At 61.4% G+C, this 23,518-nt stretch carries 24 protein-coding genes; 3 read left to right on the top strand and 21 right to left on the bottom strand.

The window, feature by feature from the left end:
- Window positions 1–92: 92 nt before the first annotated feature.
- From HAP40_RS03845 to HAP40_RS03835, 3 genes are all read right to left on the bottom strand, one after another.
- The gene (locus HAP40_RS03845) at window positions 93–902 is read right to left on the bottom strand and encodes an enoyl-CoA hydratase/isomerase family protein (RefSeq protein ID WP_246741183.1); all 810 of its coding nucleotides are present in this window, start codon (window positions 900–902) and stop codon (window positions 93–95) included.
- A 68-nt stretch (window positions 903–970) separates the two neighbouring features.
- Entirely contained in the window at window positions 971–2,116 is a 1,146-nt protein-coding gene (locus tag HAP40_RS03840; protein ID WP_166819034.1) for an acyl-CoA dehydrogenase family protein, read from the bottom strand.
- A 13-nt stretch (window positions 2,117–2,129) separates the two neighbouring features.
- Window positions 2,130–3,341, bottom strand: coding sequence for an ABC transporter substrate-binding protein (locus tag HAP40_RS03835; protein WP_414645370.1), 1,212 nt, complete (start codon window positions 3,339–3,341; stop codon window positions 2,130–2,132).
- 170 nt (window positions 3,342–3,511) lie between these two features.
- On the opposite strand from HAP40_RS03835, the gene HAP40_RS03830 reads away from it, so the two are divergent.
- On the top strand, window positions 3,512–5,143 hold the full coding sequence (locus HAP40_RS03830) for an AMP-binding protein (protein ID WP_166819036.1): 1,632 nt from the start codon (window positions 3,512–3,514) through the stop codon (window positions 5,141–5,143).
- On the opposite strand, the gene HAP40_RS03825 is transcribed toward HAP40_RS03830, so the two are convergent.
- From HAP40_RS03825 to HAP40_RS03740, 18 genes are all read right to left on the bottom strand, one after another.
- Entirely contained in the window at window positions 5,140–5,700 is a 561-nt protein-coding gene (locus tag HAP40_RS03825; protein WP_166819037.1) for a TetR family transcriptional regulator C-terminal domain-containing protein, read from the bottom strand. The two genes, HAP40_RS03830 and HAP40_RS03825, sit on opposite strands and share 4 nt — an antisense overlap.
- A gap of 244 nt (window positions 5,701–5,944) precedes the next feature.
- Window positions 5,945–7,408 (bottom strand): class II fumarate hydratase, encoded by a 1,464-nt coding sequence (gene fumC, locus HAP40_RS03820; protein WP_166819038.1) that lies wholly within the window; start codon window positions 7,406–7,408, stop codon window positions 5,945–5,947.
- 55 nt (window positions 7,409–7,463) lie between these two features.
- Window positions 7,464–8,981, bottom strand: a complete 1,518-nt coding sequence (mqo, locus tag HAP40_RS03815; protein ID WP_166819039.1) for a malate dehydrogenase (quinone) — start codon at window positions 8,979–8,981, stop codon at window positions 7,464–7,466.
- A 52-nt stretch (window positions 8,982–9,033) separates the two neighbouring features.
- Entirely contained in the window at window positions 9,034–9,489 is a 456-nt protein-coding gene (locus HAP40_RS03810; protein WP_334270912.1) for a hypothetical protein, read from the bottom strand.
- Window positions 9,490–9,600: 111 nt separating this feature from the next.
- The gene (locus HAP40_RS03805; protein WP_166819040.1) at window positions 9,601–10,581 is read right to left on the bottom strand and encodes a hypothetical protein; all 981 of its coding nucleotides are present in this window, start codon (window positions 10,579–10,581) and stop codon (window positions 9,601–9,603) included.
- 194 nt (window positions 10,582–10,775) lie between these two features.
- Window positions 10,776–10,916 (bottom strand): DUF2474 domain-containing protein, encoded by a 141-nt coding sequence (locus tag HAP40_RS03800; RefSeq protein ID WP_166819041.1) that lies wholly within the window; start codon window positions 10,914–10,916, stop codon window positions 10,776–10,778.
- A complete protein-coding gene (gene cydB, locus HAP40_RS03795) occupies window positions 10,916–11,923 on the bottom strand; it encodes a cytochrome d ubiquinol oxidase subunit II (RefSeq protein WP_166819042.1) in 1,008 nt (335 codons plus the stop codon). The genes HAP40_RS03800 and cydB overlap by 1 nt, the downstream gene beginning before the upstream one ends.
- 3 nt (window positions 11,924–11,926) lie before the next feature.
- Window positions 11,927–13,360, bottom strand: coding sequence for a cytochrome ubiquinol oxidase subunit I (locus HAP40_RS03790; RefSeq protein WP_166819043.1), 1,434 nt, complete (start codon window positions 13,358–13,360; stop codon window positions 11,927–11,929).
- A gap of 160 nt (window positions 13,361–13,520) precedes the next feature.
- Window positions 13,521–13,862: a carboxymuconolactone decarboxylase family protein gene (locus HAP40_RS03785; RefSeq protein ID WP_246741381.1), complete on the bottom strand. Its 342-nt coding sequence runs from the start codon at window positions 13,860–13,862 to the stop codon at window positions 13,521–13,523.
- 2 nt (window positions 13,863–13,864) lie between these two features.
- Entirely contained in the window at window positions 13,865–14,284 is a 420-nt protein-coding gene (locus HAP40_RS03780; protein WP_166819633.1) for a DoxX family protein, read from the bottom strand.
- A gap of 173 nt (window positions 14,285–14,457) precedes the next feature.
- On the bottom strand, window positions 14,458–15,033 hold the full coding sequence (locus HAP40_RS03775) for an isochorismatase family protein (RefSeq protein WP_166819045.1): 576 nt from the start codon (window positions 15,031–15,033) through the stop codon (window positions 14,458–14,460).
- A gap of 236 nt (window positions 15,034–15,269) precedes the next feature.
- Complete coding sequence (locus HAP40_RS03770) at window positions 15,270–15,881, bottom strand: helix-turn-helix domain-containing protein (RefSeq protein WP_166819046.1); 612 nt, start codon at window positions 15,879–15,881, stop codon at window positions 15,270–15,272.
- A 435-nt stretch (window positions 15,882–16,316) separates the two neighbouring features.
- Complete coding sequence (locus HAP40_RS03765; RefSeq protein ID WP_166819047.1) at window positions 16,317–16,781, bottom strand: nuclear transport factor 2 family protein; 465 nt, start codon at window positions 16,779–16,781, stop codon at window positions 16,317–16,319.
- Window position 16,782: 1 nt separating this feature from the next.
- Complete coding sequence (locus HAP40_RS03760) at window positions 16,783–17,175, bottom strand: nuclear transport factor 2 family protein (RefSeq protein WP_166819048.1); 393 nt, start codon at window positions 17,173–17,175, stop codon at window positions 16,783–16,785.
- A gap of 24 nt (window positions 17,176–17,199) precedes the next feature.
- Window positions 17,200–17,556, bottom strand: a complete 357-nt coding sequence (locus tag HAP40_RS03755) for an SH3-like domain-containing protein (RefSeq protein ID WP_166819049.1) — start codon at window positions 17,554–17,556, stop codon at window positions 17,200–17,202.
- On the bottom strand, window positions 17,553–18,245 hold the full coding sequence (locus HAP40_RS03750; protein WP_166819050.1) for a nitrile hydratase subunit alpha: 693 nt from the start codon (window positions 18,243–18,245) through the stop codon (window positions 17,553–17,555). Before HAP40_RS03750 ends, HAP40_RS03755 begins: the two co-directional genes overlap by 4 nt.
- 1 nt (window position 18,246) lies before the next feature.
- A complete protein-coding gene (locus HAP40_RS03745) occupies window positions 18,247–18,594 on the bottom strand; it encodes an SH3-like domain-containing protein (protein WP_166819051.1) in 348 nt (115 codons plus the stop codon).
- A 36-nt stretch (window positions 18,595–18,630) separates the two neighbouring features.
- Window positions 18,631–19,464, bottom strand: coding sequence for an alpha/beta fold hydrolase (locus tag HAP40_RS03740; protein WP_208024820.1), 834 nt, complete (start codon window positions 19,462–19,464; stop codon window positions 18,631–18,633).
- A 237-nt stretch (window positions 19,465–19,701) separates the two neighbouring features.
- Between HAP40_RS03740 and HAP40_RS03735 the strand changes: the two genes are divergently transcribed.
- Together HAP40_RS03735 and HAP40_RS03730 are read left to right on the top strand one after the other, a co-directional pair.
- On the top strand, window positions 19,702–20,220 hold the full coding sequence (locus HAP40_RS03735) for a Dps family protein (RefSeq protein WP_166819053.1): 519 nt from the start codon (window positions 19,702–19,704) through the stop codon (window positions 20,218–20,220).
- A gap of 314 nt (window positions 20,221–20,534) precedes the next feature.
- On the top strand, window positions 20,535–23,420 hold the full coding sequence (locus HAP40_RS03730) for an ATP-binding protein (RefSeq protein ID WP_166819054.1): 2,886 nt from the start codon (window positions 20,535–20,537) through the stop codon (window positions 23,418–23,420).
- Window positions 23,421–23,518: the final 98 nt, after the last annotated feature.

Below are 23,518 nucleotides of genomic sequence, written 5' to 3'. Positions count from 1 at the left end.
TATGCGTGAAGCCGAAAATGGCGACTTCGATCCCGAACATTTCAGTTACGCGATTGTGCATGGAATCCTCGAACTATAAGTCGCAGGCCGGGTCAGCCCCGCCCGAACTTCGGCTTGCGCTTTTCCTTGAAGGACGTGGTTGCTTCCTTATGGTCCGCTGTTTCAAAAGTCACCTGCTCCAGCGCCATCGAAGCTTCCAACAGCATGTTGACGCGGTCCTTGACGATCTGGTTGATCGACAGTTTGGTCCACCGGATCGCCCAAGTCGGACCGTTGGCGAGCTCGACCGCAATCTCGCGCGCCTTGGTCAACACCTCCCCACGCGGGACGACGTGATTGATGAGGCCGATCCGCTCGGCTTCATGGCCTTTCAGCAGAGTGCCACGGATCAGGAATTCTTTGGCCTTGTTGATCCCGACCAGCAGCGGCCAGATCACGGTGCCACCATCGCCTGCAACGAGGCCGACACGGGAGACATGGGTGTCGCCGATGCGGGCATCCTCGGCCATCACCGTGATGTCGCAAAGCAGCGCATGTGTCGCCGCTAGACCGATCGCGTCGCCATTGATGGCGGCGATGATCGGCTTGTCGAGCTCCAACTGCCGGGTCACGCCGCGCCGGCTGATCATGGGGTCGTGGACCTCGCCCTCTTCGAGCACGTCGCCGCCCGGACGCTCCGACATCGCCTTGACGTCGCCGCCGACGCTGAAGAACTCGCCTGCACCGGTCAGCACGACGACACTGACGGCGTGATCGTCGGCCAGATCGTCCCATATAGTCCGCAGTTCGCGAATCAGCTTCTGATTGATGGCGTTGCGCGCCTGCGGCCGGTTCAACGTTACGGTCGCAATCTTATCGACCACCTCGACTTTCAGGCAATCATATCTGGCATAAGGATTCATCGTCATCTCCACAAAATGGCTGTTCGTTGATTGGCAGGGCTGAGGTTATCTGTCGTCGGCGCCCATCGTCAGAGCGCGCGAGCAATGAGTTCTTTCATGACCTCGTTCGAGCCGCCCCAGATCTTCTGGATGCGGCCGTCGCTCCACATCCGCGAGATCGGATAATCGAGCATGTAGCCGTAGCCGCCGTGCAACTGCATGCAATCGTCGATGATCTCGCACTGCTTGTCGGTCGCCCACCATTTCGCCATCGCGGCGGTCTCCGGATCCAGCGTGCCGGCAATCAGGCGCTCGATGCAGGTTTCAACGAAGATGCGGGTGACCGACACGGCGGTCTTGGCTTCGGCCAGCACCATCCGCGTGTTCTGGAACTCGATCAGGCGCTTGCCGAAAACCTCGCGCCCTTTGACGTAGGCGACCGTTTCCGTTAGCGCCGCCTCGCTCAGCGCCAATGCCTGCATGGCAATGTTGATCCGTTCCTTCGCCAATTGCTCCATCAACTGATAGAAGCCGCGGCCCTCTACGCCGCCGAGTAGGTTCTCGACTGGCACACGGGCATCTTCGAAGAACAGCTCTGACGTGTCCTGGGCCTTGAGGCCGACCTTGTCGAGCCGGCGGCCGCGGCGGAATCCCCCGGTCTTTTCGGTCTCGATCACCAGAAGGCTGAAGCCGCGCACGCCGTTACCTTTGCTGGTGTCGGTCTTGACGGCCAGGCAGATCAGGTCGGCGGTGTGTCCGTGCGTGATAAAGGTCTTCTGGCCGTTGACGACATAGTCGTTGCCGTCGCGGCGCGCATGGGTCCGGATCGCCCGGACGTCGGAACCCGCACCGGGCTCGCTCATGGCCAGCGCCGCAACCAGATCGCCGGTCGCCATCCGTGGCAGCCAGCGCTGCTTCTGCTCCTCCGTGGCATAGCGGACGAAATACGGCGCCAGGATCACGTTCTGCAAGGGAATGCTGAAGTCAGGAAAGGCGATCCGAGCCAGTTCCTCGATCAGGACGGCCTCGTGCCAGAAATTGCCGCCGCCGCCGCCGTATTCCTCCGGCGCGCTGACGCAGAGCAACCCGAACGCGCCGGCCTTGCGCCAGAGATCGCGATCGATGCGGCCCCGCGTCCGCCACGCGTCGACATGCGGCACGACTTCTTCCACCAGGAAACGACGAACGCTCCTGCGGAAGAGATCGAGCTCGCTATCGTCTTTCAGTACCCTCACGCGCGCCCCGCCATCATTGATTGACCAGGGGGCAACCACCCTGGTCCAGCGGACGCACCGCCTTGTCCGCCGGGATCACCGCGATTTGCTTGTAATAGTCCCACGGCGCCTTGGACTCCTTCGGCGACTTGACCTCGAACAGATAGAGCTCGCGCAGCACGCGGCCGTCGGCGCGAAGTTTTGCGTCATGCGACATGAAATCGTTGATCGGCATCTCTCGCATCTTGGCCATCACCTTGTCGGGATCTTTCGAGCCGACCGCTTTGATCGCTTTCAGGTAGTGATTGACGACGCTGTAGGCGCCGGCCTGCACCTGCGTCGGCATGGCCTTCATCCGCTCGTAGAAACGTTTGGCAAAGGCGCGCGTCTCGTCGTTCTGGTCCCAATAGAAGGCCTCGGCGACAATAATTCCTTGCGAATCCTTCAAGCCGACGCCGTGAATGGCGTCGATCGTAGCCATCAACGCCGCAAACTTCTGGCCCTGCGCCTTGATGCCGAACTCCTCGCCCTGCTTGAGAACAGTCGCGAGATCCGCACCAGCCTCGACGACGCCGATCACCTTGGCCTTGGAGCTCTGCGCCTGCAGCAGGAATGACGAGAAGTCGGTCGCGCCGGTGGGCGTGCGCACGGAGCCGATCACAGTGCCGCCGCCGGCCTTGACCGCCGCCGCCGCGTCACCTTCGAGGCTCGCGCCGAACACGGTGTCGTTGGTCAGGAAGAACCAGGAACTGTCACCGCGGCTCACGAGCCCGCTGGTCGGTCCGTGTCCGAGCGAGTAAGTGTCGTAGGTCCATTGCGCGACGTAGGTCGAACACTTTGCGCCGGTCAATTCGGAGCTGGCGGCAGCATTGAACAACGCCAGCTTCTTCTTGGTCCTGGTCATGTCGGCGATCGCGAGTGCGAGACCCGAGAACGGCACATCGATGATCGCGTCGACATTCTCCTCATCATACCATTTCCTGGCAATCGCTACGCCAACGTCGACCTTGAGCTGGAAATCCGCGGAGACGATCTCGACGTCCTTGCCAAGCACCAGTCCGGCATCCTCGGCCGCAAGCCTGGCCGCCTCGACGCTGCCGCGTCCGCCGGCGGCGGAATAGACTGACGACTGGTCGCCGAGAACGCCGATCTTGACCGGCGTGTTTTCACTGGCTCGAGCCGTGCTCGATCCAACGATTAGGAGGGCTACGATCGCCGCCCCCGTCCCTCCCCAAGACATCTGCATCTCCCTGCTCTTATTGTTTTTGACCTTCCGAACGCATCTTCGCATAATTTGTCGAACGTTCAACAAAAATATATTTGCCTTCTTGAGGCGGGGCTTTAGGGTCGTCAGCGGCTGATGCACGACGCAGGCGGAACAGGACCGGCGAGCAATCAACGCGGGAGAGGCGACAGGTGGCAGAAACGGTTTTCGAGGCGTTTCAGGAGAGCGCGGCCGGCGCACCGCAAAACGCTTTCATCTGCGTTCCCGCGGGCACGTCCTATGCGCCCGAGGGAATCGAATGGACCTATCGTGAAGTCCAAGGGCGGGTCGCAACGTTCGCAGCGCGGTACGCGCAGGCCGGCTATGGCCGCGGACATCGCGTCGCCCTGCTGGTCGAGAACCGACCCGACTACTTTGTACACCTGCTCGCGCTTAATGCGGTCGGCGCCAGCATTGTGCCGGTCAATCCCGATCATCGGCACGCCGAGTTGCTATACCAAATGCAGCATAGTGGCGTCGTCCTCGCCATCGCGCTGCGCCATCACGTCGCGCGGCTGAAGGCGGTGGCAGATGAGCTCGCAGGCCAGTTCGTCGTTTTCGCGGCGGACGACTCGCCGGAGTTCCTGCCGGCGCCGCCGTGCCCGGCATCATCCGGATCGCCCGACCGCGGCACCGAAGCCGGTCTGTTTTATACCTCCGGCACCACCGGCCGCCCGAAGGGCTGCCTGGTGACGAATGACTACTGGCTTTCCGCCGGCGAATGGTTCTTCACGCTGGCACTTAGCGGCGGCCGCTTCTCGATCGAGCCGGGGAAGGATCGCCTGCTCAACCCGATGCCGGTTTTTCACGTCCATGCCGGTGTCGTCGCGCTGATGCCGATGCTGCTGTCGCAAGGCTGCCTCATCCGCCCCGAGCATTTTTCGGCAAAGCGCTGGTGGAGCGAGGTGTCGAGCAGCAGAGCAACCATCGTGCATTACATCGGCGCAGTGCCGCAGGCCCTCGTCGCGCTTGACAAATCGGATGAAGAACGCGCGCATCGCGTTCGCTTTGGTTTCGGCGCCGGACTGGAGCCGGCTATCCACCGCGCGTTCGAAGAACGCTTCGGCATCCCGCATCTCGAGGTCTGGGGCATGACCGAGGTCGGGCGTTGGACGGCTAACGACCATGAGCCGCGCGCGATCGGCATGCGCGCGATCGGACGCGCGGTTCCGCCGCTGGAGGCCAGAGTTGTCGACGAGCAGCAGCGCGATGTGCCCTCTGGGGCGGAGGGTGAACTCGTCGTCCGGCTGGCCGGCGACGATCCGCGGCGAGGCTTCTTCGCCGGCTATCTGGGCGACGACGCCGCGACTGAAGAAGGCTGGCGCGGCGGCTGGTGGCATTCCGGCGATATCGTCCGTCGGGACGAAAGCGGCGTGATCTATTTCATCGACCGCCGCAAGAACATGATCCGGAGGTCGGGCGAGAACATAGCCGCCACCGAGGTGGAAACCGTGCTGTGCCGGCATCCAGCAGTGTCCCAGATCGCGATCCTGGCCGTTCCCGACGATAGGTCGGGCGAGGAAATCTTTGCCTGCGTCGTTCCACGCCCGGGCCCCACCGCCGACCTGCGGCTCGCAAAGGACATCGTCACCTACTGCAAGGAGCAGCTGGCCTACTACAAGGCTCCGGGGTGGATGTTGTTCATGGATCGCATGCCCGTCACTGCGACACAGAAGATCAACAAGGCCCGGATTTTTGCGACCGGAATCGATCCGAGAAGCCTGGCCGGCGTGATCGATTTGCGCGGAATGAAGAAACGGCGATCCGTCGCCGAGGCCGGCTAGGGCTTTCGCGGCAGAAAGAACGCGTCGAGCAGTTCGTGACAAGCCGCCTCGCCCTCCGCGGCCGAGATGGTTTTCGGGTCGGCGGCCCAGCCGGACCAGAGTCCTTCGGTGAGCTGCATCAGCGTGATGGCAAGGCGATCCGAGTTGATGTTCACACCCCGCGCGTCCGCGGCGCGCTGCATCAGATGCGCCAGGCCGCGACGATAGGGACGATTGAGCTTGCGGTAGATATCGGCCAGATCGGGCGACCAGTGCGACGTGCTGGCGAGCGCGACCCAGACGAGAACCCGTTCGGGGGTGAACACGGGGACGCGAAAGCTGGCGCTGACAATGGCGTGCAGGCGATCGAGCGGATCCGCGCCGGCTGCTTCCGCCGCAGCCCGGGTCGCCTGCTCGAAATCCTTGGCGACTTCGCCGACCGCATGCAGCAGCAGCGCGTCCTTGCTGGAAAAGTAGTGGCCAATCAGCCCGCGCGAAAATCCGGCGGCCTCGCAGATCGTGGCAACTGTGACGTCCTTGTAACCGTGCTCGGCGATCGCCTTCATAACCGCGACCACGAACTCTTGCCTCTTGACCTCCTGATCGGACGAGCCAACCGGACGGCCCCGCGCCCGTTTCTCCAATTTCTGCAAGCAACTGTCCTCTGTCAAAGGCGATGCCAGCACTATTCATTGATTTTGTTGGATGTCCATCCAATTTCGGCGCTCCGCTCGGCGGCTCACTTGCAAGTTCCGCTACGATTTGTGTCGACCGCGACGGGATCCACCGCGATCTAAGCGCCAAACGTGCATGGGGGCTGCCCTAAGCGCCGCCGACGCCTTCGCCGACCATCGCGCGCGGATTTACGACATCGTCGAAGGTCTTTTCGTCCACGTCTCCCGACGCGAGCGCGGCTGCACGCAAGGTCAGTCCGTCCGCATCGGCTTTTTCGGCGATGCGAGCGGCTTTTTGGTACCCGATCACGGGCGACAGTGCCGTCACCAGCATCAGGCTGTTGGCCACGTAGCTTGCGATCTTCTCCTCATTCAATTCGGTACCTTCGACCGAGAAGCTGCGAAACTTGGCGCAGCCATCCGCCAGGATCGTCGCCGAGTGCAGGAATGAGTTGATGATGATGGGTCGCATCGCGTTCAGCTCGAAATTCCCCTGGGATCCGGCAAACGCCACGCCCGCATCGTTGCCCAGGACCTGGATGGCTATCATGACGATGGCTTCGCACTGGGTTGGGTTGACCTTGCCCGGCATGATGGACGAGCCCGGCTCGTTCTGCGGGAGTTTCAGTTCACCGAGCCCGCAGCGTGGCCCCGACGCCAGCCAGCGCATGTCGTTGGCGATCTTCATCAACGCCACCGCCAGCCCGCGTAACGCGGCATGAGCGCGGACCATCGCATCGAGCGAGCCCTGCGCCATGAACTTGTTGGGCGCGGTGACGAAGGGTTCGCCGGTGAGCTCGGCGATCTTCGCCGCCACCGCGACACTGAAGCCCTTCGGTGCGTTCAGGCCGGTACCGACGGCGGTACCGCCCACGGCGAGCTCGTAGAGGCCTGCGCGAGACGCCGCGATGGCCGCCATGCAGGCACGAATCTGAGCTGCATATCCCGACCATTCCTGGCCGACCGTCAGCGGCGTCGCATCCTCCAGATGGGTACGTCCGGCCTTGACGACCTCCATCCATCCCTTTGCCTTGATCTCGATAACGGTGGCGAGCGCATCGAGCTCGGGCAGCAACCGCTTCCCGATCACGTCGATGGCGGCGACATGCATCGCAGTCGGAAACGTATCGTTCGAGCTTTGGCCCATATTGACGTCGTCGTTCGGGCCGACCGGCTGCTGCGTTCCGAGCGTGCCACCCAGAAGCTGGATGGCGCGATTCGAAATCACTTCATTGACGTTCATGTTCGACTGGGTGCCCGATCCGGTCTGCCAGACGTAGAGTGGAAAATGCGCATCGAGCTTGCCCGCAATCGCCTCGTCCGCGGCGTGAACGATCGCTACCGCCTTCCAGGACGGCAGGCGCCCGGCAGCTTCGTTGACCAGCGCGCAAGCCTTCTTGACGATGCCGTAGGCATGATAGACAGCCTTCGGCATGCGGTCATCGCCGATCGAGAAATGAATCAGCGACCGCGCCGTCTGCGCACCGTAGTAGACCGAGGCCGGCACATCCAGGTGGCCCATCGAGTCGAATTCCTGGCGGGTGCCGGCTGCCGGTAATCCGATCGGGATGTCGGTCATTTTTGGCGGGGCCTGGTTTGCGGATTCGGTCATGAGCGGATTTTCCTTCATGGGACCGGTTGGTATCGGGAGCGGGCGACGCGGCGTTTCAGACGTTTTCGATTTTCAGCGATCCTGCCGTCGCTGCCCGAGTCTTCCGGCAGGCCTCGGCGTCGCGGGTGAGATCGATGCCGAAGGTTGGGATGATGTTTCGCAAGCGAGGCAGCCAGCCGCTTTCGGTCAGTTCGCCATCGAAGCAGCGCTGCAAGACTTCCAGGGCGATGAATGCTGCGGTGGAGGCGCCCGGCGATGCGCCGAGCAAGGCGACGAGCGACTTGTCCGCAGCAGCGACAACCTCGGTTCCGAACTCGAGCAAGCCTTCCTCATGCTTGAACCAGCCGCCGCTCATATGCGGCTTGATGGTCTGCACACGCTGGCCGGCGACGGCTTTCGTCCAGTCCTGCTTGACGGCCTTCGGGAAGAATTGCTGCAGCGTCGCAAATTGATGGTCCGCGCTCTGCATCACTTGGCCGATGAGATATTCGGACAATTGCACATTGTCGCGCGCCACATCGAGCAGTGGAATGATGTTGTCGCCGCTCAGTGACGTGAACAGATCCGTGAGCGATCCATATTTCAGAAATTTGCTCGAGAATCCGGCATAAGGTCCGAACAGGAGCGACTGCTTCTCGCCGATGATGCGCGTATCGAGGTGAGGTACCGACATCGGTGGCGAGCCCGTGGCGGCCTTGCCGTACACCTTGGCGCCATGCCTCTGGCTGATCGCATCGACATCGCAGCGGAGCCAGATCCCACTGACGGGAAAACCGCCATAGCCCTTTCCTTCCGGTATCCCGGATTTCTGCAGCAGCGGCAGCGAGCCGCCGCCGGCCCCGATGAAAACGAATTTCGCCGACACCGTCTCGATTCCGCCGTCATATGTGTCCTGGGCTGAAACGAGCCAGCGGCCGTCCTCCGAGCGATCCAGCGCGACCACTTTGCGATTGTAGCGGGTCGTAAAGTCAGGCTGGCTTGCGAGATGCTTGACGAGCAGACGCGTCAGCGCGCCGTAGTCGACATCCGTGCCGGTGACGATACGGGTCGCCGCAACCTGCTGGCTCGGGTCACGGCCTTCCATGATGAGAGGAGCCCACGCGGCAATCTGGGCGTGATCCTCGGAATACTCCATTCCGTGATAGCAGTGATGCGCGGACATCTCCTTGAAGCGCGCGCGGAGAAACGCGACATTGGCGTCACCCCAGACGAAGCTCATGTGTGGGCACGGGTGAATGAACGCCCTCGGATCGGGGATCGCGCCCTTCTCCACGAGAAATGACCAGAGCTGGCGCGAGATATCGAACTCGGTGTTGACCTCGAGAGCCTTGCTGATGTCGATGCTGCCGTCGGCGCGCTGCGGAGTGTAGTTCAGCTCGCAGTTCGCGGCGTGGCCTGTGCCAGCATTGTTCCAGCCATCGGAGCTTTCCAGGCCGCAATCATGCAATGTCTCGAACATGCGGATCACGAGTGAGGGCTCGAGTTCTTTCAGAACAGTCCCCAGCGTGGCGCTCATGATGCCGGCGCCGATCAGCACCACGTCGGGACGGTCTGTATCTGGGGTCTTGGTCATTTAACTCTCCTCCAGTCAAGACGCTGCCGCTGGCGGGCGTCTCCGATCACGATTACGAAGACTTGACGAATGGGATTGCAGTGTCCGGCCCGACAATGACGTAGCAGCGGCGCCATGGCTGATCATCCATGAGCTTCCAGCTATGGCCCGTTCCTGTCGTGTCCTCGGCGAGCAAGATATCCCCCGGCCGGATGATGAAGGAGGCCGCACTGGCGGTCTCGAACCGGAGTGTGCCGCCAAGGGTGATGACGAGCTGCCTCGTCGGGGCATCGTGCGGAGCGAACGCGCCGCCTGACCTGGTCTCGCGAAACGAAATGCTGGACGCTGGGACCGTCCTGCTCAGGATATCCCCGCGCTCACCGTTGGGAAGGTCGATCACGCCCTCTTCGAACAGAGAGTTGCCGTCATCGCCAGTCCATATCCGAACACATCTGATCATTGTCTGCTCCTGCTTGCCTTGGTTGACATCCGCGACCGGATGACGAAACAAAAGCGCTTCACCCGGCACAATCCCGACCGACGCTCGCGCCTTGGGGCCCGAACTCCCGCACACGAAGGCGCCGCATCCTGTTTGAGCTGAGGCGCCACACGCAAAAACCCCACTTGGCTCGCCACCGCATCAGGCCAGAATGTCCACGGGAGCCGGTGCTGAATGACTGTCCTGCCCGAGCAGTGCGGAGACGTCGCCGCCCGACTGCTTGATCTCGATCGTCTCGGCGAGATCGCCGACCGCCTTGTCCAGTTCGCTTCCAATTTGCCGGTCGCGAGGGTCGGCCGCGTTCTTGGCTTTCGCCCGTTGCGCAGCGTCATCCAGCACGTGCTTGACTTGGTTGGCGGCGCCCTTGAACAAGGCCAGCACATCCCGATCGTGCTGACCAAGTTTGTAGGCGGTTGCCTTGGCCATGGCGCGGTCGGCGGGACTTTGGTAGGCGTCGATGGCCTGCTGCCGGGTGGTGTCCGAACCGATCGAAGCTTGCCTGCTGTCGGTTGTCGCCGCGGCTGCAACTGGATCCTCGGCGATCGGCCGTGCCTCCGTTGCCGCGACGGATGTCGCGGTGGCCGCATCTGCGGCCTTGGCAGCGGGGTCGTTTGCGCGGGAAGGACTGGGGGCGCTGCCGCCTGCCTCGTCCTTCAGGGCAGTGTTGTATTCACCCGCAGCATCCGTGATCTTTTTGCCGATATTCTTGGCTTGCCTGGCCTGGGATGCGGGATCGCCGCCGAGGATCTGCAATAGTTGAAGAGCCTTGATGGCCTGTTGCAGCTTGTGTTCGGCCTCCTTCTTGCGGTCCGCGGCCGTGTTCTTGCGCGCTGCGTCCAAGGTACTGAGCGCGTCGCTGTTTTGCTGAAGCTGGTTCGCCAGCGCCGTGGCCACATTGTCCGGTTGCGCGTTGAGGGCTTGCAAACGCGTCGCTGCGTCCGCGGAAATGGTCACCTGTACGGCCGAGCCTTGTCCGGAACTTGCGGCTGTTTTGCCAGCTTCGTCGGCAGCCGCATTTGCACTCGCGGGCTCTCCGTTGGCATTGGCGGATGAGCCGCGCAACAGCTTCGTCGCAGCATCGTCAGCGAGCCCGTTATTGCGGTTGTTTAAAACGGATATCATGATCTTCCCTCTTGATCATCCTACGTTGGCCCTGCTGCATTGACTTGTAATCGGTCTGTGTTTCGCGCCTGAGCCGTATAACTCCACGCGGAGTGCACGCGGCCCTGTCTTGGCATTCAACGCATCGCGCAACTGGAGGCCAATCCAGCTGTCGTAAAAGCGCTTCAAATAGCGGCCTAATGACCATGCGCCGATCAGGACGTCAGTCCTGCAGCATTCATCAGGCCCCTGAACATCAGTGCGACGGCACCAAGCGTCAGGACGCTCGCGGTCCAGATCAACACCAGCCAGCCAAGCCGACTCTTCCAGCTCTGCTGGCTGCGGGAGGACGACATCAATGATAGCCTTCGCCCGCATTCACCTTGCCTCGGAACACATAATAGGCCCACGCCGTGTAGGCGAGGATGAAAGGAATGATGAACAGCGCGCCTACGAGTGTGAAGCCCAATGCTTGCGGCGGGCCGGCTGCGTCCCAGATGGTGATCGACGGAGGAATCAAATGCGGCCACAGGCTGATTGCCAGGCCACTATAACCCAGGAACAGCAGGAAGAGCGCCAGCAGGAACGGTGCCGCATGACCGCCGGGACGCAACACCTTGAGCAACAGTACCGTGACCGCCAGCACCAACAGTGGCACCGGAGCGAAGAACAGGATGTTGGGCAAGCTGAACCATCGCGCCGCGATCGCGGGATGCTTCAATGGCGTCCACAAGCTAACGATGCCGATCACACCGAACAGCGCAAGGGTCACAAGCCGAGCGATTTGGATCATGCGCCGTTGCAGGTTTCCATCTGTTTTCATGATGAGCCATGTGCTGCCAAGCAAGGCATACGCGACCAGGAGACCGAGGCCGGTGAATACGCTGAACGGGTGCAACCAGTCCAAGCTACCGCCACCATAAGCGCCGCCGACAACGGCGAAACCATTGATGAAGGCTCCCAGAGCCACGCCTTGGAAAAAGGTCGCTATGTACGATCCCCAGGCGAACGCCTTGTCCCAAAAGGGTCGATGTGCCTCGTCGGCCTTGAAGCGGAACTCGAAGGCAACGCCGCGCCAGATCAGGCCCGCGAGCATCAACACCAAGGGCAGATAGAGCGCGCTCAATACGACCGAATAGGCAAGCGGAAACGCGGCCAGCAGCGCAGCGCCCCCAAGCACCAGCCACGTCTCGTTGCCGTCCCAAACCGGCGCTACGGTGTTGACCATGGTGTCGCGGTCGCCCCGGTCGCGCACGAATGGAAACAGGACGCCGATACCAAGATCGAATCCGTCCATGATCACATACATCATCAGCGCGAAGCCGATGATCACAGCCCAAATAAGTGGAAGGTCGATACCCATGGCTCAACGCCCTCCCAGATTTGGTGTTGGATCGATGTTGTCGGGCGGCGCGGATAATGGCCGTGCAGGGCGTTGGCTCTGCCCGGGGTCCTTGAGGTTCTCACCTGCGGCATGATCGTAGGCCTGCGGCCCCCGACTCACCAACTTCAGCATATAGGAGACACCGATGCCGAACACCGCGACATACATCACGATGAAGATGATCAGCGTCGTCGAAAGCGCCAGCGCACTATGGTTCGACACGGCATGCTCGGTCCGCATCACACCATAGACCACCCAGGGCTGACGGCCGATCTCCGTGGTGAACCATCCGGCGAGGATTGCTATCAGTCCGGAGGGACCCATGATCACGGCGAACCGTTGCAGGGCCTTTGATTGGTACAATCGCTGCCCGCGCCGTGCCAAAAGCCCGCAGAAACCCAGGACGAGCATGAGAAGGCCGAGTCCAACCATGACCCTGAAGCTCCAGAACACGACGGCGGAGTTCGGTCGATCCTGCGGCGGGAATTCCTTGAGCCCCGGGATTTGCCCGTTGATGTCGTGCGTGAGAATCAAGCTGCCGAGATACGGCACCTCGATAGCGTAGCGCGTGACTTCCGCCTTCATGTCGGGCAAGCCGAACACGATCAGCGGCACACTCTCGCCCGGCACGTTCTCCCAATGGCCTTCGATCGCGGCAATCTTCGCCGGCTGGTGCTTCAGTGTGTTGAGGCCGTGCAAATCGCCGAGCTCGATCTGGAGCGGCGCCGCCAGCAGCACCATCCACAGCGCCATGGAAAACATTGTGCGAACCGCAGGCGTGTTGCGTCCCTTGAGGAGGTGCCATGCGCCGCCCGCCCCAACGAACAGGGCGGTCGACAGATAGGCGGCAAGCGTCATGTGCGCGAGCCGGTAGGGAAACGAGGGATTGAAGATAACCTTCAACCAATCCGTCGGCACGACGCGCCCGTCGATGATTTCGAACCCTTGCGGCGTTTGCATCCAACTGTTGGAGGCAAGAATCCAGGTAGCCGAGATCAACGTGCCGATCGCAACCATGATCGTGGCGAAGAGATGCAAGCCCGGCCCCACTTTGTTCCAGCCGAACAGCATCACGCCAAGGAAGCCAGCCTCGAGGAAGAAAGCGGTGAGCACCTCATAGGTCAGGAGAGGACCCGTGATGCTTCCCGCGAACGCGGAGAAATAACTCCAGTTGGTCCCGAACTGATAGGCCATGACCAGCCCGGAGACGACACCCATCGCGAAATTGACGGCGAAGATACCCGACCAGAAGTGATAGAGGTCCCGATAGACCGGGTTTTTCTTCCATAACCAGAGGCCCTCCAGCACGGCGAGATAGCTCGCCAGGCCGATCGTGATGGCCGGAAAGATGATGTGGAAGGAGATGGTGAACCCGAACTGGATTCGCGCCAGCTCGAGCGCCGTCAATCCGAACATGACTTGGTACTTTCCTCTAGCCTCTCAGGGCTACGCGCTTCGAAACCATCATTCGCGATGGGCAGCTAACGGCTCGGCCGCCGCGGATGAAGCTGGCTTGCGTCGACAGCCGCCATGCCGTTGGGCTACCGTCGCAAGGCACCTGTCGGCCCGAACGACGTCAGGTCGCTTCGAGCGCCGAAAGAGCGTCGAGCGCGCGCGTTGAATAGACCAAGGCTGCGCCCGCATTGATCGCGACAGCAACGCCGAGTGCCTCGGCGATCTCTTCCGTTGTCGCACCCAGTTTTTTTGCCTGGGCAGAGTGAACGGTAATGCAGCCATCGCATCGCAACGTAATCGACACGGCGAGCGCAATCAACTCTCGGGTCTTGGCATCCAGGTGACCCGTCTTCGTGCCGGCCCCGCTGAGGGTGACATACCCCTTGACCGTGTCCGGGCTGAGCTTGCCCATTTCGCCGACGCCGGCAAGGAGTTGAACGCGGTAAGCGTTCCAATCGAGCATTTTCATACGGCCCTCCCATGGATGTTCTTGTTCAGCATTGCATCGAGGCTGATCGGGCCCCCGCCCGAGGTCGCCAGGTAGAGACAGGTGAAGCAAAACAGGATCGCGGGCGTGCCGCCATTCAGCAGCGGCAGGAAAACCGGATCCGCGCCCTTGAACATGTGACCCAGAAAGTAAGCGAACGCCATCTGGCCTGACAGGATGAACGCGACCGGGCGCGAAAAAAGGCCAAGCAGCAGCAGCGTGCCGCCAATCAGCTCGATCGCGCCCGCTACGGTGATGAGGGGCGGGATATTGGCAAAGTAAGGCACAACGGGAAATTTGAAGATCTTGGCGATGCCATACTGCAGCAGCAGCAGGCCCGTGGTGAAGCGAAGCAGGCTCAATACGATGGGCTGCCCCCTAGCAAAAGTCTGGTTCATATCATTCGTCCCCCGTGAAGACAGATTGACGGCATCGTTGGGTTCAATTCCGGTCGTGATGTCATGCAATTCGTCGCTGACGCAGCGAGCCGGCCCGCGGAGGTTTCGGCAGTAGCGCGCTGCGAACAGGCGGCGCGCGACCGCGAACTCTTTCAACAGAGCGGCAATGCCGATTAATGGTAGTTGAGGATACCGGAGAGTTTCTGGCCAATCGGAGTGGTCCAATCAACCGCCAGCTCCGAAATCAGCTGGTCGTGCGTGCTGATGATGGCGCCGGCCTGTTCCATGCGGCGCAACGCGATGTCGTCGCCATACTTGGTGTACGAGGCCGACGCATCCGCCGAGACTTGCACCTCGTAGCCTTCGTCGAGCATCTGCAGGACCGGAAACAGGACGCAGATCTCGGTGGTGATACCGGCGACGATGAGCTTCTTGCGACCGAGCGCCTTCACGGCGTCATTGAAGCCCTGGTGGTGCATCGCATTGACGATTCCCGGCCGCTTGACCCGCTTCTCATAGGCTTCGGGCAAGATCTCCTTCAGCTCAGGGATCAGCGGCCCTTGAACGTGATCTTCCATGCTGACGGTGAGCAGCACCGGAATATTCGATCCGACCGCGATCTTGGCGAGCTTGATCGCATTTGCCTTGACGAGGTTGATATCGTGCGAGTGGGTCCACGACATCGTGCCGATCTGATGATCGATCAGCAGCATGGCCGCGTTGGCAGGCGTGAAGACTTTCTTATGCATATTTCAGGTCCTTTCTTCGAGGTGGATTTTGGTCTGTGTGGATTTTGGTCTGTCGTCTTGGTTACGTCCGCTGAGGGCACGCCTTCTACGCCGATGGGGTAAGCCGGGCACGTCTGCTCAATCCCTGACCTCCGTGGCGCGTTAGGCGATCCTCAATCTAAAAGCCGCTCGATCGTTCGCGATCTTGGGCGATCGCATCCTCCCTTCGATTCTGATCGACTGTTTGGTTGATACATCTACGATCCCGCTCCCAGGACCTGTCGCCGCCACGTGTTCGGCGGCAGACCGACGATCCGCCCGAACAATCTCGTCAAGTGCGATTGATCAGCGAGCCCGCAGGCAAGCGCCACCTCGGAAATCGGGATGTCCGTCGTAAGGAGCAGCTGTTTGGCAAGATCGATTCGGGCGTTGACAAGAAAGTCCGAATAGGAAACGCCCGCTGTCGCTTTGAAGGCACGCGAGAAGTAGCTGGCGCTCAATTGGACATGCCTGGCGACCAGCTCCATGCGCAAACAGGTTGCGAGATTGTTGCGGATGAACTCCTTGGCGCGCCGAACCTGCCACTCAGCCAAGAGGCAGTTCCTCGGACGGTCCTCGTGATCGGGTGCGCGGATGAGCGATCGCGCGCCTTCGATGCAACGACGTGCGGATGCCCGGTCTTGATCGAGAAGTGCCAACGCCTCGCCGAGGAGGGCATTGATCAGCTCTTGGTGCGCCAGGGTCGACAACGGAGAAACCAAGTCGCCGGGGCTCTGGTTCGCGTTGCAGGGCTTGGGCGGCGGGGCCACGCCATGGTCCGTTTCACGCGCAAGCGTAAGCACGGCCGCGCCCGCGCGAGAGACGCTCATGGACGATTGGCTCGTTGCGTGGCTGAGTGTCGAATTTCGGCCGGTCGGGCCGTCCCTCTGCGCCCGCTCACGCCGCAAGGACGGCCCGCTGAGCGCGCACGGTCGTCGTCCAATAGGAATGGCGACGATCGTCTCTGGGTGGTCCAAGCTCGTTGGCATGTCATGCTGGCTATAACGAAGCAGCGCGTGAGCGCGACTATTTGGGAAAGGGGCGATCCACCCGCGGTCGATACCTGTCCGCGCGCAAAGAGTGCTCGCAATCCCCAGCCTTAGCCAAGCTAAACGGCGTTAAAGCGCGTTAAAGCTGCCGGCCAAGCCATAACGCCCCCGCCGGCCGCGCTGCTAAAGCGTGATCCTTCATTCGTTGTGGCTTGGTTGGGTAAACGCCGCCACGGGGATTGGCCGTTAGTCAGGCAGTGATGCGGGAGGCGTCACCTATTTGGACGCGTCGAACGCATCGTCGTCGAAAGGCTTTTGGTTGAGAAATCGGTATGCGTAGCTACGTTTGGCGAAGCGCCAGCCGTCCGCCTCCCGGATCAACTCATCATTATAGATGCCGAGATTGTCGTAATAGGTGCCGTCGCCGCGGCCGTGTTCGCGGATGATAAATCGCGCGGTTGCACGATCTCCGGCGAGAGTGACGACCCCCGAATGTGTCATCTGCATGAAATAGCGTTCGATCTGGTTGAGACGACCGAGCATCGCAACGATCGCTTCGCGTCCCTCGGCCTGCGACGCAAGAGGCGGTCCGATCGTCCAGATCGCTCCCGCACTTGCCCAAAGGCCCGCGAACGCGGCGAGGTCGCGGGCATTGACGGCGTCGCTGAAACGGGCGGCCATCCGGTGGATCTCCGCCTCGTCTTCCAAGGCGCGAAGACGTCTCTCGATGTCGCTTGTCATGTCATTGAGCCGGATCCAGCAAGACATAGAGCTGCGCAATCTTGCCATCCCGGAAGATGCCAACGTCCGTTCCCCAGATCGGTGTAGGATTGCCACTGCCGTCCTTAGCCTGCCAGCGCAGCCGTCCCAGGCCGTGATGGCCAACGGCAGGACCGACGGCCGCAAAGGTCATTCCTGGTGGAAGTGTATCCAGCAGGGCACCGACCGTGTCCGAGATCGCATCAAGGCCGGTCACGGCATGGCCGTCTTCATAAAGGATGCCATCCGGCAACCACAGTTGATCGAGCGCGCGGCGCCTTGCCGCGGGGTCGCGTTCGCTGAAGACCCGCTCCGCGTTGGCACGCAAGATCGTGTCGTAATCCGCTTCGGTGGCTTCGTTTTTGTCAGTGCTCATGAGACCTCCTCCAAGTGATCGCTGCTACAACCCCGCGCGCGAGGCTCTCGCCGCTTCGTCCCGCCAGCGCTTTTGCACCTCATCCATTTTTACGGCGAGGTGCTCGGGCGCCAGGATTCCCTTCTGAAAGAGAATATTGGCGAAAGCGACAATCCAGCGCTCATAATAGCTTAGCTTGCCGACCATCTCGGTGCCGAGCGCCTCGACCCCGCGCCTCTTCTCTTCGGTGTTGATGATCTTGTGGAAGTCCAGCACGTCCGCGAGCGCGTGACAGCGCTTCTCCCACGGCAACAGCTCGTGATCGGTCATCTCGATGTGACCGGCGGTGAGACCGCCAATGTCGTTGGGCAGTCGATTGACGAGGTTTTCAGCCTGACTCATGCCGCGGCCTCCTGACTGACGCGAACCGGAATAACGCCGATCATGGCATCCCGGGTCACCAAGCTCGCAAGCTCTTCTTCATCATAGTCATCCGTACCGGCAGGGCGCATCGGAAGCACCAGAAAGCGTACCGTTGCAGTCGAATCGCTGACGCGGACCTCGACACCATCGGGGATGGTGGTACCAAATTCCGCCAGCACCTTGCGCGGCTCGATCACCGCTCGCGCTCGATAATTCCGAGCCTTGTACCAATCCGGCGGGAGGCCGAGCACAGGTCGCGGATAACATGAGCACAGGGTGCAAACGATGAGATTGTGCACCGTGTCGGTGTTCTCAAGCACAATGAGCTGTGTATCATCGTAGAAGCTGATCCCGAATTCTTCGCACGTCTTTCGGCCGTTTTCGAGGAGCTTTTCGCGAAACGTGGGATCGACCCATGCGCGGGCGACGACCTTGGCGCCGAGCGCCGGCGTTCTGGAATCGAGCACTTCGATTTGTCGCCTGATTTCGTCCGGGCCGATAAGCTTGCACTCCACCAGGAGTTCCCGCATCGCGGTCTCCATCAATTCGAAATAGCCCGGTTCGACTTCTTGCGCGATCGGCGCGTGCGGATGATCATGATCGTGGTCGTGATCATGGTGGTGGGCGTGATCCCCTTCATCACCCGCATTGCCGGGTTGCGTTGCCATGTCAGATCCTCTCCAGCCATGTCTCGAAGACTTCAATGCGCAAATTGTCATGTGACGGACCCACATAGCCGGGCCACAGCTCCCCGAGCGCGAAGGCCACCCGGTAATAGTGGCGCTTGTCGCCGGCGTTCAGCCCGAAGCCCTCGCGTTCGTTGTCGAGCTGAGAGGGTTCGAGCACCCGCTCCACGACGCCTACGCGTCCGCGCAGATAGATCGGAACGCGATAGTGCCCGATCGGCGAACGGTTGAGCACCCTGACGGTGTCGCCGGGCGAGAAAATCGGCGTCTCCCCGAGCGCCCGCACAACGTGCGGCCCGGGGCCGGTGATGGGGCGCGCGTTGGCGTTCATGCGATCGCTCCTGACGCTGTTCGATGCGTGCGGGCCCTATTTGCGGATGAAAGCGAGGATATCTGCATTGAGTTCATCGGCGTTCGTCGCCAGCATGCCGTGCGGATAGCCCTTGTAGACTTTGAGTTCGCCCTGCTTGAGCAGCTTGACGGTCAACAGGGCGGAATCATGGATGGGGACGACCTGGTCATCGTCGCCGTGCATCACCAGCACCGGCACGCCGATCCGCTTCAGGTCGTCCGTGAAGTCGGTCTCGGACCAGACCTTGATGCAATCATAGTGCGGCTTGATGGCGCCCATCATGCCCTGCCGCCACCAATTCCGGATGGTTCCCTCGTGGACCGGCGCGCCTGGCCGGTTGAAGCCGTAGAACGGACCTTTTGCGACATCGAGGTAGAGCTGGGCGCGATTGGCGGCAAGTGCCTGACGATATCCGTCGAAAACCTCGATCGGCAGCCCGCCCGGGTTCTTGTCCGACTTCAGCATGACCGGCGGGATGGCGCCGACCAGCACGGCCTTCGCCACACGACCCGGTTTCGCGCGAGCGACATAGCGTGTTGCCTCACCGCCTCCGGTCGAATGACCGATATGCACGGCGCCCGAGAGATCGAGGCGTTCTACGAGGGTGGTGACATCGGCCGCATACGTGTCCATGTCAGTCCCGAGCTCGGTTTGCGACGAGCGGCCGTGCCCGCGCCTGTCATGGGCGACCACGCGGAAGCCCTGAGACAGAAAGTACATGAGCTGCGGATCCCATTCGTCGGAGCTCAGCGGCCATCCGTGGTGAAACACGATGGGTTGAGCATTGCGAGGTCCCCAATCCTTGTAGAACAGTTCGGTGCCGTCGGTCGTGGTTACGTAATCCGTCATCTTCTCTCCGTGAGCACTCGCGGGCGCGGACTCTCGATGACAGGTCCGGCCACACGTTCGCATGATCGGTCGACGCGACCTCAGCGGTATTGGAGATTGGCTCCTTAATTGTATTTTGATGTCGCTGCGCGCCGTTGTTGCCGCGTGAGTCATTGAAGTTGCGGCAGATAGCGTCTTACATCACCTCCATGCAGGGCGCGGGACCAAATCGCGCTCGACCTTTCGGGGACTGGAATTATGTCTGATAGCACCGCCAAAGACCGCAAGCACGCGGGCCTCGATACGCCGTCCGACCTCGGCGCCAATGCCGTAAAGGATATCGCCGCTGCGTTGACAACGCTGCTTGCCGACGTGTTTGCCCTTTATCTCAAGACCAAGAATTTCCATTGGCACATGTCCGGTCGACATTTCCGGGACTACCATCTGCTCCTCGACGAACAGGCTGACCAGATTTTCGCTATGACGGACGCGATCGCGGAGCGCGGCCGCAAAATCGGCGGCACGACGTTGCGTTCGATCGGCCACGCGTCCCGCTTGCAGCGCCTTGCGGATAACGATGCGGATTTCGTGACGCCCGATGGCATGCTGGCGGAATTGCGGGAAGACAACAAGCAACTGCTCGTTTCGATGCGCCAAACCCATATTCTTTGCGATGAGCACGGCGACGTAGCCACCGCCAGCCTGCTGGAAAACTGGATAGACGAGACCGAGCGCAGATTCTGGTTCTTGTTCGAAACGACACGCCCCGAAAAGTGAGCCAGCGGATGGCTGCGCGGTCTCTCTTGAGCGGGTGACCCGCTGCGCAGAGCGCGAAACAGGCAGGTCAAGTTCGAAGAGGCATTCCCCACTTCAGCTCTAGCGGATCCGCCCCCCTTTCCGAACTGCGACAAAATGGCAGGATTAGGTCGGTACTTTGGCTAAAAATGTAGCGCTATCGGATCGCGCGGGCGACGCGCAGGACCGCGACGGTAGGGCGACTAGACCTCCACTCCGTTTTGAGCGATCATGGTTCCAACGACGGCTTTGAGTACGGTTACCACGATCGGTACGTAGACGTCCGAGGAGACATTATGGCCGCGGACGCCAATCATTCGCTCACACAGGTCGAATGGATTACATTCGGACCGTTCGTTCTGTTTCCCGGGCGGAAGCTTCTCAAGCGCGACGGCAAGAATGTGCCGGTCGGCGACAAGCCCCTCGAACTCCTGATCGCCCTCATTGAACGGCCGGGGCAAATCGTGTCAAAGGCCGAACTCGCCGAGCGAGTGTGGCAGCGCAAGCATATCGATGACGTCAACCTGCGGGTCACGGTCGCGAATTTGCGCAGACACCTCGGCCTGACGCCTGAGGGGGACGAATTTGTCGTCAATAGCCTTGGGCGCGGGTACTTCTTCTCGCCTGACATTGCCATCGAGGCCTCGGCCCGGCCCTGCACGCCGGATCAGCTGGCTTTGACGCCGATCGAGGGAGCCTTGAGCGGCCGACTTCCCTCGCTTCTCAAGCCCGTATTCGGACGCCTTCACGATATCAATTCGATCAACAGCCTGCTGGAGGTCCATCGCCTGGTGACGATCTCCGGGACGGGCGGAATCGGCAAAACGACGGTCGCGATTTCAGCCGCCTCGCGGCGCAACGAAATCGAGGACGGCGTCACCTTTGTAGATTTCGCTCCCATCCAGGATCCGGCGTTGGTACCTGCCCGCATTGCCGCCGCGCTTGGCCTAGAGCGCTTCAACGTCGATGTCGCCGAGTTCGTCTTGAGCCAGCTGTCAAACAAGAAGCGGCTGCTCGTCTTCGACAATTGTGAGCATGTTGTCGAAGCAGTCGCCGACTTCTCCGAGCAGATCTTGCGCCGCGCGGCCGGAAGCAAGATTATCGCCACGAGCAGGGAGCCCCTGCGTGCCGAAGGCGAGGTCGTGTTTCGGCTTGGCAGTCTTGCCTACCCCGCTGAAGGCGCCGCTATCGATGTGAGAAACGCGCTGGAGTTTTCGGCGATTCAACTGCTGGTCGACCGCGCCCAGGCCGCGCACAGTCAATTTAGACTGACCGACGAACTTGCGCACTTTGCCGCAGAGATCTGCCGCCGCCTTGATGGAATCGCGCTTGCTATCCAGCTTGCCGCGAGCCGGGTGCCCGCATTTGGTGTCATCGGCGTCGCCGCTCGCCTTGACGATCGCTTTTTGCTGCTGACCAACGGCCAGCGAACAGCGCTGCCGCGCCATCAAACGCTCGAAGGAACGGTCAGCTGGAGCTACGACCTGCTGACCGAGACCGAGCGAGCGATTTTCACCCGCCTGGCCGTGTTCTGCGGCAGCTTTTCGGCGGAAGCCGCGACCGAAGTTGCGCGTTGCCGGATGATTAGCAAAGCAGAGGTGATGGCTCACCTCGCCACCTTGGTCGACAAATCCCTCGTCGTTTTCAACGGAAGTTGCAAGGGCCCCGGCTACAGGCTACTCGAGACGGTGAGGGCGTTTGCCTATGCGCGTCTGCGCGAGACCGGCCAGGAAAAGGTGTCCACCACCGCCCATACCGGATGGGTGGTCGGACAGTGCCGCGAGTTCTTCGGCCTCGTCTCGAGCGGTCAGGATCTCCGAGCAAGCGCTGCGGCGCGCGACGTGCTCGACGACCTGCGCGCCGCGCTCGCCCGAACGTTGGAGGCCGAGGATCGTCAGCTTGCATACGATCTCGTGCTCGTGGCGATTCCGCCGCTGATGCACCTCGGTCTTTGTTTCGAACTTCGCGGATGGATCCGTCGTGCCCTCGAGCGGGAAACCGAGCCGCCGGCCCGCCTCACGCTGATGCTCGGGCTTGGCGCGGCTCAACTTCTCTCCCAGGGCGATATCGAAGCTCAAATCTCTTTGTATCGCGAGGCCCACGCCCTGGCGCAGTCGATTGGTGACGTGACGAGGGAGCTACAGGCCCTGCAAGGTCTCGTCATCACCTTCTTTCTCGCCGGTCAGCCTCGCGATGCCCTTGCAGCGGCGACATGTTTCCATCATCTCGCTCGCTCGCGAAATAGAGGCACCGATTTTCTCGTGGGAAAGGTTCTGCAGGGACGCCCTTTCCTGACGCTTGGCGAGATTGTCCACGCTCAACGCATTCTTCAGCACGTCGTCAGGCACTATCCACCGTCGGTGGCGGTGGCGGACGTCCAACGTTATACCTTCAACCAACGCTCATGTGCGCTGCGCCTGCTCGCGCTCACCGAATGGTTGACGACCGATGCAGAGCACGCCGCCCGAACCGCGACGGCGGCGGTCCTGGAAGCCGGTGAGCATATCCCGACGTTCTTCCTCGCGATTTCCGAAAGCGCGTGCGTCATCGCGATCGAGCGCGAGGAGTGGGCCACGGCACAGGCCTATGTCGACGAGCTCTATCGCCGATGCGGTACCAACGCCCGGTTCAGGGATTGGACCGACGCGTTGAGCGCAATCTTGGCGGTGTACCGCGAGCCGTCTGCGGCGGCGCTGGAACGCCTGGCGCTGACCTTGCACGAGGAAGGGTGGCAAACACCTAGCCGAAACTTCTGGTATCTTCTGCAATTGGCGAAAGGCTGTATCGCATGCGGACAGACCGAGCGCGCAGGCGTTTTGCTGGACAAGCTCGCCAGCCGAATCCGAAGCGGGAAAACCTACGTATGGCTGTTGCCCGAAGTGCTCAGACACCAGGCTGAATTGCTCGCAGACGCGGATCCCGCCGGAGCGTCCGCCCGCTTTCGCGAGGCTGCGGAGCTTGCCCGGACGTTGGGCGCGACCGCTTTGGAAGCCAGTATTGCAGCCCGCTATCTTCGCCGGATGCAGCCTCCGCTCGCGTCCAAATTGGTGCAGCGGTTTCTGGAAAACCCCTTGCAGGCCGTTCTCGGTGGTTTCGACACGACGGCGTTGTTCGCTGACGCCGAGACGATTGATGCTGACGTAACGACTGTTGTGGAGATGCCGGCGCGTTCCTTTGCGTGACCGAAAGCACGGGCCCATCGAGCCCGTGCGCCGCCTGTTGGAGCCCGGAAGGGTAACCGACACCGCTGCGTGGCGATTTCAAAGCATCGCAGCGGGCT

The sequence above is a fragment of the Bradyrhizobium sp. 1(2017) genome (assembly GCF_011602485.2).
Classification (GTDB): Bacteria; Pseudomonadota; Alphaproteobacteria; order Rhizobiales; family Xanthobacteraceae; genus Bradyrhizobium.
The sequence above is the reverse complement of the archived record's forward strand: the minus strand, read 5'-3'. Positions and strand labels throughout refer to the sequence as shown.

Coding starts and splice junctions, on each gene's coding strand:
- HAP40_RS03845 (WP_246741183.1), bottom strand. CDS start 902: ATGAATCCTTATGCCAGATATGATTGCCTGAAAGTCGAGGTGGTCGAT.
- HAP40_RS03835 (WP_414645370.1), bottom strand. CDS start 3,341: ATGCAGATGTCTTGGGGAGGGACGGGGGCGGCGATCGTAGCCCTCCTA.
- fumC (WP_166819038.1), bottom strand. CDS start 7,408: ATGACCGAATCCGCAAACCAGGCCCCGCCAAAAATGACCGACATCCCG.
- mqo (WP_166819039.1), bottom strand. CDS start 8,981: ATGACCAAGACCCCAGATACAGACCGTCCCGACGTGGTGCTGATCGGC.
- HAP40_RS03805 (WP_166819040.1), bottom strand. CDS start 10,581: ATGATATCCGTTTTAAACAACCGCAATAACGGGCTCGCTGACGATGCT.
- HAP40_RS03800 (WP_166819041.1), bottom strand. CDS start 10,916: ATGTCGTCCTCCCGCAGCCAGCAGAGCTGGAAGAGTCGGCTTGGCTGG.
- cydB (WP_166819042.1), bottom strand. CDS start 11,923: ATGGGTATCGACCTTCCACTTATTTGGGCTGTGATCATCGGCTTCGCG.
- HAP40_RS03790 (WP_166819043.1), bottom strand. CDS start 13,360: ATGTTCGGATTGACGGCGCTCGAGCTGGCGCGAATCCAGTTCGGGTTC.
- HAP40_RS03785 (WP_246741381.1), bottom strand. CDS start 13,862: ATGCTCGATTGGAACGCTTACCGCGTTCAACTCCTTGCCGGCGTCGGC.
- HAP40_RS03780 (WP_166819633.1), bottom strand. CDS start 14,284: ATGAACCAGACTTTTGCTAGGGGGCAGCCCATCGTATTGAGCCTGCTT.
- HAP40_RS03775 (WP_166819045.1), bottom strand. CDS start 15,033: ATGCATAAGAAAGTCTTCACGCCTGCCAACGCGGCCATGCTGCTGATC.
- HAP40_RS03770 (WP_166819046.1), bottom strand. CDS start 15,881: ATGAGCGTCTCTCGCGCGGGCGCGGCCGTGCTTACGCTTGCGCGTGAA.
- HAP40_RS03765 (WP_166819047.1), bottom strand. CDS start 16,781: ATGACAAGCGACATCGAGAGACGTCTTCGCGCCTTGGAAGACGAGGCG.
- HAP40_RS03760 (WP_166819048.1), bottom strand. CDS start 17,175: ATGAGCACTGACAAAAACGAAGCCACCGAAGCGGATTACGACACGATC.
- HAP40_RS03755 (WP_166819049.1), bottom strand. CDS start 17,556: ATGAGTCAGGCTGAAAACCTCGTCAATCGACTGCCCAACGACATTGGC.
- HAP40_RS03750 (WP_166819050.1), bottom strand. CDS start 18,245: ATGGCAACGCAACCCGGCAATGCGGGTGATGAAGGGGATCACGCCCAC.
- HAP40_RS03745 (WP_166819051.1), bottom strand. CDS start 18,594: ATGAACGCCAACGCGCGCCCCATCACCGGCCCCGGGCCGCACGTTGTG.
- HAP40_RS03740 (WP_208024820.1), bottom strand. CDS start 19,464: ATGACGGATTACGTAACCACGACCGACGGCACCGAACTGTTCTACAAG.
- HAP40_RS03735 (WP_166819053.1), top strand. CDS start 19,702: ATGTCTGATAGCACCGCCAAAGACCGCAAGCACGCGGGCCTCGATACG.
- HAP40_RS03730 (WP_166819054.1), top strand. CDS start 20,535: ATGGCCGCGGACGCCAATCATTCGCTCACACAGGTCGAATGGATTACA.